Genomic DNA, 10,311 nt, shown 5'->3' with positions numbered 1-10,311 from the left:
GGGACGACTTCCTCGCCGAGCAGGTCGAGCTGTTCCAGGACGGTCTTCAGGGGCAGGCCGGCGTGGTCCATCAGGAAGAGCTGGCGCTGGTAGTCACCGGCGTACTCGCGGAAGGAGAGGGTCCGCTCGATGACCTGCTGGGTCCCGCTCGCGCGGAGGTCCGGGACTGCGGCAGATGAATGTGTGCTCTTGCGCAATTCGGCGAGGCGGTGGCCGGCGGCGGGCTCCGCGTCGTACCGTCGGAGCACGAGGTCCCGCCGCATCCCCCGTCGGCGGGACCTCGCCCCGTTCCCGGGGACGGATCCGCTCAGCCCAGGGCCGGGGTCAGGGTGCGCCAGGGGTTGGGGAGCCCGGTGGTGACGGGACCGCTGACGGCCGCGCCGCGGGTGGCGGCCGTGTGCACCGCCAGCGGGACCAAGGGCTCGGGGACGCCGTACACCAGGTGACAGAAACGATCCGCCGGATGCCGGGAGGTCCAGGCGGGGCGGGCGAAGGCGCTGGTGTAGGTCGACCAGTGGCCCTCGAAGGTGACGGTCAGGTCCGCGATGCGGAGGTAGCCGGGCGCCGGATGCACACCCGGGTTCAGCACGACCGTCGCCGCGCCCTGCCGGCGCAGCGCACGTACCAGCCGGCGGCAGCCGCCCAGGTCCTCGGGCCCTTGGGGGACCCGGTCCAGGAAACAGCCGTGCACGCCGTACCACTGCTGGTGGCGGCGGAGCTCGTCGGCCGCCTCGGCCCGGTCCCGCTCCCCGTAGGCGGTGTCGATGTAGCCGAGCAGCCGGGCGCCGGCCGCGCGCAGGGCCGCGGCGGCCGACGTGAAGGCCGGGTCGGGCCGCATGCCCGGACCGTCGGCGGGGTTGATGACCACCGCGTAGGTGCGGGCCGCGGCCCCGATCAGCCGGTGCCAGGCCCCGGGATCCTCTGCCGGGTGCACGTAGAGGGGGACCAGGAGGCTCATGGCGCCGCTCTGTCCCCGTCGGCGGTCGTGCGCCACAGGGCGGTGAGCATGCCCTTGAGGGTGCCGGCCGGACGCCAGCCCAGGGCCCGGGCCGCGGCCGAGACGTCGGAGCACTGCCAGGACACGGCCCCGGAGCGGGCCGAGCCGCCGGCGTCCTCCTCGATCCGGCCCTGGAAGCCGGCCTGCTCGGCCAGCGTGTGCACCAGCTCGCGCACCGGTACGGCCTGCCCGGCGCCGATGTTGAGGACCGGGGGCAGCGGTCCCGGCGCGGTCACCGCGAGCTCGACGGCGCGCGCGAGGTCGCGTACGTCGACGAAGTCGCGGTGGGCCGAGAGGTCCCCGAGGCGGAGCACCGCTTCGGGGCCCGGGCCGGCCTCGGCCAGCAGCGCGGCCAGCCGGCCGGGCAGCGAGGTGGCCGGGGCGCCCGGGCCCACCGGGTTGCCGACCCGCAGCACCACGGCCGCCAGCCCCGAGGCGGTGACGGCGAGGGTGCCCGCCAGTTTGGTGGCGCCGTAGGGGGTGGTCGGGGCCGCGGTGGCGGTCTCGGTCACCCGGGTGCCGGCGGTGCCCGGCCCGTACTCGGCGGCCGAGCCGAGGTGCACCAGCCGCGCCGTCGGGGCCGCCTCGTGCAGCGCCGCGCAGAGGGCGGCCGGGCCCCGGGCGTTGACCTCGGCGAGGGTCACCGGGTCCCCGCCGGTGGCGCCGGCGCAGTTGACGACGGCGTCGGGGGCGGCCGCGGCCAGGGTCTTGGCCAGGTCTTCGGGGCGGTCGGCGGCCAGGTCGATCCGGTACCGGGAACCCGGCGAGCGGCCGCCGTCCAGGAGCCGGACGCCGGGCAGGTCGCCGAGCCGCTCGGCCACGTGCCGGCCGAGGTAGCCGGACCGGCCCAACACGAGGATGCGCATGGTGTGTTCAGGCTCCCTTGAGCAGGAGGGACTTGCGGCTGGTGAACTCGGCGTTGGCCCGGTCGTAGTCGTCGGGGCGGCCGATGTCGAGCCAGTAGCCGTCGAACTCGTAGGCGTGCGGCGGCTTCTGGGCGGCGAGCAGGTCCAGGACCAGTTCGTCGAAGCCCAGCGGGAGGCCGGCCGTGTAGCCGTCGAGGGTGTCGCGGCGCAGGCCGTAGATGCCCATGGAGACGCGGTAGTCCATGGAGGGCTTCTCGGTGAAGGCGACCACTCTGCTGGCGTCGGTGGTCAGCACGCCGAAGTCGATGTGCACCTTGCGCGGGTAGGTGGCGATGGTCAGCGGCGCGGCCGAGGCCTCGTGGCGGCGCAGCAGGTCGGCGTAGTCGAGGTCCGTCAGCACGTCGCCGTTCATCACCAGGAAGGTCTCCGGCAGCCGCTCGCGCAGGCCCAGCAGCGGGCCCATGGTGCCCAGCGGGCTCTCCTCGGTGGCGTAGTCGATGCTCATGCCCCACTGGGAGCCGTCGCCGACGTAGGCGCGGATGATCTCGCCCAGGTGGCCGATGGCGATGGTGGCGCGGGTGAAGCCGGCCGCCGAGAGCTGGCGCAGCACGATCTCCAGGATCGCGTGCTGGTCGCCGATGGGGACCAGCGGCTTGGGGAGTGCGGTGGTGTAGGGCCGCAGCCGAACGCCCTTGCCGCCCGCCAGGATCACTGCGTACACGGGATTCCTCCTTCGTCGGGTGAGGGGCGTGGGGGGAAGTGCCAAGCGGTGGATCCGACCGGCGCAGAGCGGGGACCGGTCGCGAACCGCCCGGTGGGGCGGGTCAGATGTTGTAGATGCCGGTCTTGTAGCGGGCCAGGTTGGCCGGGTCGCGGAAGAACTCGACGGTGCGGGCCAGGCCTTCCTCCAGGCTGTGCCCGGGCGTCCAGCCGGTCGCGGCGGTCAGCCGGCTCGCGTCCGCGACCAGCCGCATCACCTCGGAGGCCGGCGGGCGCAGCCGCGCGTCGTCCTCCCGGACCTCGATCGGGGTGTCCATGACCTTGCCGATCAGGGCGACCAGGTCGCCGACCGAGATCTCGCTGCCGGTACCGGCGTTGAAGGTCCGGCCCACCACCGCCTCGGCGGGGGCCGTGCCCACCGCGAGGAAGGCGGCGGCCGTGTCGGCGGCGAAGCAGAAGTCGCGAGTGGGCCGCAGGTCGCCCAGCGTGATGGTGCGCTCCCCCGCGGCGACCTGGCCGATCACGGTCGGGATCACCGCGCGCATCGACTGCCGGGGGCCGTAGGTGTTGAACGGCCGCAGCGTGACCACCGGCGTCTCGAAGCTGGCGTGGTAGGAGTCCGCCAGCCGGTCCCCGCCCGCCTTCGAAGCGGCGTACGGGGACTGGGTGTTGATCGGGTGGTCCTCGGTGATCGGCACGGTCTGCGCGGTGCCGTACGTCTCGCTGGTGGAGGTGTGCACCAGCCGCGGGGTGCCGAGCGCGCGGACCGCCTCCAGGACGTTGAGGGTGCCCGTCACATTGGTGTCCACGTAGCTGTGCGGGGCCTGGTAGGAGTACGGGATCGCGATCAGCGCGGCCAGGTGGTAGGCGCAGTCGGCCCCGTCGAGCAGTCCGCGCACCGAACCGGGATCGCGGACGTCGCCCAGGACCACCTCCACCTGGTCCAGGACCTCCGGGGCCAGGGTCTCCAGCCAGCCGTACGAGGAGAAGGAGTTGTACTGGGCCATCGCACGGACCCGGAAGCCGCGGGCGACCAGCGCCTCGGTCAGGTGCGAGCCGATGAAGCCCTCGGCGCCGGTGACGGCGGCGAGCGGGGAGGTGGTCAACGAAGTGGTCCCTTCGACGGGGTGCGGACGGCACGATCGGGCGGGCCCCGGGACCGGCCCGGAGCGGTGGGGTGGAACGGTGGGTCAGGTGTGCGGCGCGGGGCGGCCCAGCAGCCGCAGCGCACAGCCGGCCAGGGCGAGCGCGGCGGCGGCGCAGTACCCCGGCACGGCGGCCGGGCCGGGCGCCAGGCCGAGCAGGTCCGCGGCCGAGGCCCCGGCCGCGGCCGTCAGGCAGAGCACGGCCGGGGGCCAGGCGGCGCCGAAGGCCTGGAGCAGCAGGGCGGTCCACAAGGTGGCGGCCAGCAGCGGCAGGGCCGCGGGCCCCGCGCCGGTGAGCACTCCCGCCAGGACCAGCGGCAGGGTGTAGGCCAGCAGGCAGCCGGACAGGACGCCGGCGGCGCGCAGCAGGAAGCCGGCCGGGGTGGCGCTGCGGCCCAGCGCGGCCAGCGCCAGGCCCCGGAAGCGGTACAGCAGCCACTCGGCGGGCCCCATGCTCAGGGTCAGCACCACCACCGCGTACGGCTCCCGGCGCCCCTCGACCAGCACCAGCACCGCCGCCGCCAGGCCGAACAGCCCGTACGGCAGCGAGCGCAGCAGCGCCGGCTTCCCGCCCTGGCCGGCCGGCTCGGCGGCCAGTCCGGCCCGCAGCGCCCAGCCGGCCACGCCCAGCACGGCGAGCAGCGCCAGCGCCGGGAGTCCGCCCCGCAGCCAGGGCCCCGGCTCCCACCAGGGCAGCGCGGCCGCCCCGGCGCAGACCGGGCCCAGCGCGGCCAGCAGCAGCCACTCGCGGCCCAGCACCAGCAGCACCCCGGCCGCCGCCAGGTACAGCGACTGGGCGGCGGCCGCCCAGGTCAGCGGGCCGCCCCCGGCGGGCACCGCGGCGGCCGCGGTGGCCAGCGCGGCACCCAGCGGCGCCCCGCACAGCAGGGTGCGGGCCGCCTCCCGGGGGCCGGTGGCCATCCGCAGGTACGCGCGGTGTCCCAGCGCCTGCCCCCAGGCCCAGGAGACGATCCCGCCGACGACCAGCGGGGCCGCGTCCCGGCCCGGGTGCCACAACGGGGCGGTCAGCAGGTAGGCCAGCGCGGGCAGCGCGAAGAGCACCCCCCGCAGCAGGCAGCGCACCGTGTCCGGGCGCCACGGGTCGGCGGTGGCGGGCGGCTCCGGGAAGACCCTGGGCACCCGCTCGTAGAGGGCGGCGGCCAGCGAGAAGATGTCCGGATGCCCGTACCGGCTGCGGATCATGTCGGCGGACAGCCCGTCCGCCTCCAGCAGGGCGGCCACCTCGTACGGGTGCACGGCCGGTCCCACCCGGTCCGCGAGTTCGGCGGCCAGCACGCTGACGGCCGCCTCGTCGGGCCCCTGCCCGGGCAGCCGCAGCAGCAGCGTGGCGGCGTCGGCGAGGTGGCGCCGCGGGGTCCGGGCGACCGGTGCGGCCAGCCGCAGGGCCAGGGTGTCCTGCTGTCCGCCGCGCGGCTCGAGGTCGATCGGGCCGCTCATCCGGCGAGGCTTTCGCTGCCGGCCAGGGCCTCGGCGTCCTGGTCCGCGGCCGCGGTGGGGACCGCGGGCGGTGCGGGCACCGGTACCGGGACGGGCGCGGCGGGCCCGGCCGCCGGGCGTACGGGTGCCCCGGCGGCCGGTCGTACGGCGTCCCGGGCGGTGGCCGCGGCGGGCTGCGCCTGCGGGGTGCGGGCGGCGCGGGCCAGGGAGGGCAGGTCGAGGTAGATGGCGCGGAAGGTGTCGATGGTCTGGCGCAGGGTGAACTGCTCGATCACCCGCAGCCGGGCCGCCTCGCCCATCGCGGCGCGCCGGTCCGGGTCGCGCAGCAGCTCCAGGGCCGCGGCGGCCATCGGCTCGGGGTCCCGGGGCGGGACCACCAGGCCCGCCTCGCCGACCGCCTCGCGGACCCCGCCCACGTCGGTGGAGACGGTGGCCCGGCCGCAGGACATGGCCTCGATCAGGGTGAAGGGGAAGCCCTCGCTGATGCTGGAGAGCATCACCACGTTCCCGGCCGCGTAGGCGTCCTTGATGTCGTCGACCCGGCCCTCGAAGACCACCGCGTCGCCGTGGCCGAGCTCGGCGGCCAGCGCCTCGCACCGCTCGCGGTAGGCCTCGCCGCCGCGCGGGGTGCCGCCGAAGAGTCTGAGTCTGGCCTCCGGTATCTGACGTCTGACCAGGTCGAAGGCGCGGATCAGGGTTTCCAGGTCCTTGATCGGGTCGACCCGGCCGGCCCAGCTGAGGGTGGGCGCCTCCGGTTCGGGCCCGGCGGGCGGGAAGGCGGCCGGGTCCACGCCGTTGTACACGGTGCGGATCGCGTCGGGATCGGCGCCGCCCTGCTCCTCCCACAGCCGGTTGTAGCGGTTGCCGGGGGTGATCAGCGCGGCCCGCCGGTAGCTCTCCTCCGCCAGCAGCCGGAAGAAGCCGAGGATGACCGCCTTGACCGGCCAGCGGTACGGGGCGGTCCGGTAGCCGAGGTAGCGCTCGCGCAGGTAGACGCCGTGCTCGGTGAGCAGCAGCGGGACCTCGTGCCGGTCCAGCCCGGCCAGCCCCGGCAGCACCGCGACCCCGCCGCTGACCGCGTGGGCGACGCCGTGCCGGGGCGGCTCGGCGGCCAGCGGCCGCAGGGCGTGTTCGAGCAGGGAGGTGGCGGTCAGCGCGTCGCGCAGGGTCGGCCGGGCCTCGCGGACGGCCAGCCCGGGGCGGTTCCAGACCGCCGCCAGGATCGAGATGGCCCGGTCGCCGCGCAGGAACGCGCTGAGCTCGCCGTCGGCGGCCGCCCGCGCCATCTCGTACAGGGCGGGCGGGAAGCCGGCCTCGGCGCACGGGTCGAGCAGGGCCGTCAGGAAGCGCTCGTAGGCGGCGGACAGCCGGCGCAGGGCGCGGCCGCGCGGGGCCCGGCCCTCCGGCGGCGGCCCCCACATGGGGACCGAGCGGACGTCCAGGACGTGGCCCGGCAGCTCCCAGGCCAGGGGTTCGCGGCCGGTGCCGGTGACCGCGATGACGTCGAAGTCGAGATCGGGCATCCCCTGGACGAGTTGATCGCACCAGACGCTGACGCCACCGTGACTGTGGGGGTAGGTGCCTTCGGTGAGCAGGGTGACGCGCGCCGCGCCGGGGCGTCGCGCGCCGTGGTGAACGTGCATGGATGTGCTCCACGGCGGAATGCGGGAAGTGGGTGCGGGCTCCGGTCCGGGCGCCCCGGCCGCGTGGCGGCGGGGCGCCCGGCCCCGGTCAGCTCGGAGAAGCGGTGTTGCGCAGCGCGCGCAGGGCCGCGGGCACGTGGGTGCGCGGGGCCGGCGCGGGCACCGGGGCGGAGCCGGTGGCGGGAGCGGTGCGCGCGGCCGGGGCGGCGGGCAGCGTGTACGTCAGCGGCAGGCCGAGCGAGGCGGTCCAGCCGATGGCGCGGCCGGCGTACGGGGTGCCGTACCCGGTGAGGCCGAGCCGGGTGCCGTCGGGCGCGGTGGCCGGCACGCTGAGGCCCGCGGGCGCCTGGACGGTGACGGCGTCACCGATGCGGTAGGCGGTGACCGTGCCGGCGGCCAGGGCCGCGTTCCAGGCGGCGCGGCGGCTCAGTTCGGCGCCGATGTCCTTCATCCGCAGGTTGACCATCGGGGTGTTGTCCGCGAACAGCGCCTGGTAGCGGTCGAGTACGCCGTCCAGGACCGGGTAGGCGATGCGCTCCTCGGCCAGGTTGGACTGGTGGATGAAGTGCGGCTTGGGGTCCCCGGCGAGGACGTGGCCGAGGGCGGTGTGGATCTCCTGCGGCACGATCTTCTCGGCGTAGCCGGTGGCGGTGTTCAGCGGCGCCGCCAGGCAGGTGGTGGTGTCCGGGTGGTCCTCGCAGATGCCGCTGCCGCCCTGGGCGCGGCTGGTGTAGAGCCAGTTGTACTCGTCGACCTCTTCGGCGGCCTTGCCGGCGTTGAAGAAGACGTTCACGGGGTAGCGGGCGACGGTCGAGGCCGGGCCGATCACGCGCTGGTCGGGGTCGCGCGAGTTGTCCGCGGCCAGCCACTTGACCCCGTTGTCGGCGAGGGAGAGGGCCAGGTTCGGGTTGTCCTGGGGCTGCTGCGGCAGGATCTTCATGCCGGAGTGCTCTCCGGTGACCAACTCGTCGTTCTGGAGGGGCAGTCCGGAGGTCTGGCCCCAGACGCGGTTGAGGGCGATCTCGTCGTCGATGGCGGCCCGGCTGACCCAGCGGGTGGCACCGCCCGGGGTGGTCGCGCACTTCCACGGGACGACGCTGATGTCCTGCTCGCAGCCCAGGAAGGCGTGCGTGTAGGTGTGGTTGACCCAGCGGAACTCGCCCCGGCGGGCGATCAGCCGGTCGGCGAGTTCGTCGACGCCGTCGTTGTCCTCGCGCTGGTCGAGGCTGCCGGCGCCGTTGTAGACCATGTCGAGGGTGAAGCCGCGGCGGCTCTGCCAGGCGGCGGCCTCGTCGGCGTCGGCGGCGGTCATCCGGATCGGGCTCGGGGTGCCCGCGTTGTTCGCGCAGTCCACGTCGCCCGGGGTGCAGTTGAGGACGGTGTCCCAGCGGTCGTCGGCCGCGAACACGTCGTCGACGTGGACGGCGAAGTAGTGGCGCTCGGAGCCCAGGTGCACGCCGCCGGTCATCCAGTCGACGATGCCGCGGGCCAGCAGCCGGTACTGCTGCTGGTAGCGGTTGTAGACGAAGGTGACGACCAGTTCGCGGCGTCCGTCGTGGCGGTACTCGCCCACCAGCGAGCCGCGTCTGGAGGTGCCGGGTATCGCGGCGTCGACGTACGGGGTGAAGTCCGCGCCGGGTGCGGGCTGCGCGAGGTAGGCGTAACTCTCGCCGACGGAGGGCGAGTTGTCCTCGAAGGGCACGGACCCGTCGAGGTAGCCGAACGGGCCGGAGCGGCCGGCCGCGGTGGCGGCGGCCGAGGCGCCGTCGAGGCTGCCCGCGTAGCCGCTGGAGGCGAAGTACTCCAGGCCCACCGCGGGCCGCGCCCACGTGTAGGCGTCGACCTGCGGGATGCCGTACGTCTGCTCGTAGGAGGCGAGCGCGGTCATCTCGGCCGATCCGGCGCTGAACGGGTTGTCGTTGGGCAGCACGACCGCCTGGTACTTGGCGCGCGGCCGGCCGGCGACGGTGTCCGCGAGGAAGCCGGCGTTGATGACAGGCCGGTCCCCCCGGGTCAGGTCGACCTTCGTGTACGGCGTGCCGGTGGTGTCCAGTTCGGCGGCGATGGCGTCGACGGCCGGGCCGCCGTCGCTGACCACCAGGACCTTGAGGTCGATGCGTGGCGTCGTGTCGGCGTGGGCCGCCCCGGCCGGCAGGCCCAGAGCAGCGATGAGCGCGCCCACCGTGAGTGCGGTGGTGCGTACGGTCCGCTTCATGCGGTGAAGTCCCCTCCCAGGCAGGGGTGATACGGCCCGCGCACAGCGGACGCACCCCTTTGCGTGACGCCGGCGCCCCCTCAGAAGCCAGTCGTCGACGCATCCGTCGGGTCACAGTGTGATGGCTGTGTGTAGCTTCTGTGGGGGCGCCGGGAAAACCGGCGGAAAAGAGCAGGCGCACAACTGGGCGCATTTGCAAGGTAGTTGGCGCCGTGCGAACGGTTCATTCCGGTGCCGGAGCGGGCACGGGGTGCGTGCGCACCGCCTCCGGCACAGAGCCGGGCGCCGGCGGGCCCGTGGGCCCGCCGGCTCGGCTTCGCAGGGTCGAAATTACACCGACGGGTGACCTTACGGCGTTTTCAGGCCATCCGGGCGTGGTGACTGGACGGGTGCGTCAGGCACACAGGACGCGGGTCTCCGGGGTGTACACCGGCCCGGCGTTGGTGCTCGAGCTGTCACTGAACTCGGCGTAGTAGTACGAGTAGAAGCCGATGTTGCCGTTGCAGCCCGAGTCGGCGGCGACCTGGAGGGTGAGCGTCACGGTGCGGCTCTGGCCGGGCGGGATGGTGGAGCCGTAGTTCGGGCCCAGGTTGGCCGGGCCGGTGCCGGAACACGGCGTGCTCCCCGAGGCGGTGGCCAGGGTGCAGCCGGTGAAGCTGTACTTCAGGTCGGGGCGCTGGTTGGTCAGCCAGGTGGGGTCGATCGTCTGGTAGACGAACCAGATGTCGTAGGTCTTGTTGTTGGTGAGCGTCATGGACAGCTGCACCGTCCCACCGGGGGTCGTGGTGGCACTGCTGGTGCTGAAGGTGAGCGGGGCGGGATTCGGGTCGGCGCTCGCGGCCGGCGCGAGGCCGAACAGGGCGAGGACGAGAGCGAGGACGGCGGCGAGGCCGAGGCGGCCCTTCAGAGATGAGTGCATGGCGCGGAGGCTAGGCAGCACTCCCGAGCCCCGTCTGCCCCTGACTTTGCCCCCGGCATGCCCCGCGGCCAAAAGTGGATGTCCTGTGAAGACCATGCGGGGGACCCGTGAAGAAAGATCACACACCGTACCCATGCAGCACACGGACGGTACCGGTCCCCCGCCGTCCCACTCACCGCACTCCCCTGCACTCGGCCGCCGCCCGCGCGCTTTTGGCGCGGACCCGCCCCTCCCGGGGAAAAACAGACCGGGCGCGGCGGGGCCGGGTAGCACGGAGCTGCACAGCTAGTGGCAACCGGGACAAAATCACGAATCTGCTATGAAGACAACAGCCGGCACTGAGGCGCT

8 protein-coding genes and 1 pseudogene are annotated in these 10,311 nt (G+C 74.5%); all 9 read right to left on the bottom strand.

Annotated elements, in window-relative coordinates; genetic code table 11:
* Positions 1 to 140 (bottom strand): annotated as a pseudogene (locus tag AB0O40_RS36465) (5,10-methylene tetrahydromethanopterin reductase); the annotation flags it as partial.
* 167 nt (positions 141 to 307) lie between these two features.
* Positions 308 to 958 (bottom strand): spherulation-specific family 4 protein, encoded by a 651-nt coding sequence (locus AB0O40_RS36460; RefSeq protein WP_365050324.1) that lies wholly within the window; start codon positions 956 to 958, stop codon positions 308 to 310.
* A complete protein-coding gene (locus tag AB0O40_RS36455; protein ID WP_365050322.1) occupies positions 955 to 1,863 on the bottom strand; it encodes an NAD-dependent epimerase/dehydratase in 909 nt (302 codons plus the stop codon). The genes AB0O40_RS36460 and AB0O40_RS36455 overlap by 4 nt, the downstream gene beginning before the upstream one ends.
* Positions 1,864 to 1,870: 7 nt before the next feature.
* On the bottom strand, positions 1,871 to 2,584 hold the full coding sequence (locus tag AB0O40_RS36450) for a sugar phosphate nucleotidyltransferase (RefSeq protein ID WP_365050320.1): 714 nt from the start codon (positions 2,582 to 2,584) through the stop codon (positions 1,871 to 1,873).
* A 103-nt stretch (positions 2,585 to 2,687) separates the two neighbouring features.
* Positions 2,688 to 3,689 carry a GDP-mannose 4,6-dehydratase gene (locus tag AB0O40_RS36445; protein WP_365050318.1) on the bottom strand — a complete coding sequence of 334 codons (1,002 nt, stop codon included), beginning with the start codon at positions 3,687 to 3,689 and terminating at the stop codon, positions 2,688 to 2,690.
* 84 nt (positions 3,690 to 3,773) lie between these two features.
* Complete coding sequence (locus AB0O40_RS36440) at positions 3,774 to 5,186, bottom strand: hypothetical protein (RefSeq protein WP_365050316.1); 1,413 nt, start codon at positions 5,184 to 5,186, stop codon at positions 3,774 to 3,776.
* The gene (gene pelF, locus AB0O40_RS36435) at positions 5,183 to 6,829 is read right to left on the bottom strand and encodes a GT4 family glycosyltransferase PelF (RefSeq protein ID WP_365050314.1); all 1,647 of its coding nucleotides are present in this window, start codon (positions 6,827 to 6,829) and stop codon (positions 5,183 to 5,185) included. Before pelF ends, AB0O40_RS36440 begins: the two co-directional genes overlap by 4 nt.
* A gap of 88 nt (positions 6,830 to 6,917) precedes the next feature.
* A complete protein-coding gene (locus AB0O40_RS36430) occupies positions 6,918 to 9,044 on the bottom strand; it encodes a hypothetical protein (protein ID WP_365050313.1) in 2,127 nt (708 codons plus the stop codon).
* Positions 9,045 to 9,438: 394 nt separating this feature from the next.
* Positions 9,439 to 9,963: a hypothetical protein gene (locus tag AB0O40_RS36425; RefSeq protein ID WP_365050311.1), complete on the bottom strand. Its 525-nt coding sequence runs from the start codon at positions 9,961 to 9,963 to the stop codon at positions 9,439 to 9,441.
* Positions 9,964 to 10,311: the final 348 nt, after the last annotated feature.

The organism is Streptomyces sp. NPDC089919 (genome assembly GCF_040684615.1).
Taxonomy (GTDB): domain Bacteria; phylum Actinomycetota; class Actinomycetes; order Streptomycetales; family Streptomycetaceae; genus Streptomyces.
Note: the sequence above shows the minus strand (reverse complement) of the source record. Positions and strands in the feature narration are given on the sequence as shown.

Bases quoted from the DNA above. Each gene is read 5' to 3' on its own strand.
- AB0O40_RS36460 (WP_365050324.1), bottom strand. From the start codon at position 958: ATGAGCCTCCTGGTCCCCCTCTACGTGCACCCGGCAGAGGATCCCGGG.
- AB0O40_RS36455 (WP_365050322.1), bottom strand. From the start codon at position 1,863: ATGCGCATCCTCGTGTTGGGCCGGTCCGGCTACCTCGGCCGGCACGTG.
- AB0O40_RS36440 (WP_365050316.1), bottom strand. From the start codon at position 5,186: ATGAGCGGCCCGATCGACCTCGAGCCGCGCGGCGGACAGCAGGACACC.
- pelF (WP_365050314.1), bottom strand. From the start codon at position 6,829: ATGCACGTTCACCACGGCGCGCGACGCCCCGGCGCGGCGCGCGTCACC.
- AB0O40_RS36430 (WP_365050313.1), bottom strand. From the start codon at position 9,044: ATGAAGCGGACCGTACGCACCACCGCACTCACGGTGGGCGCGCTCATC.
- AB0O40_RS36425 (WP_365050311.1), bottom strand. From the start codon at position 9,963: ATGCACTCATCTCTGAAGGGCCGCCTCGGCCTCGCCGCCGTCCTCGCT.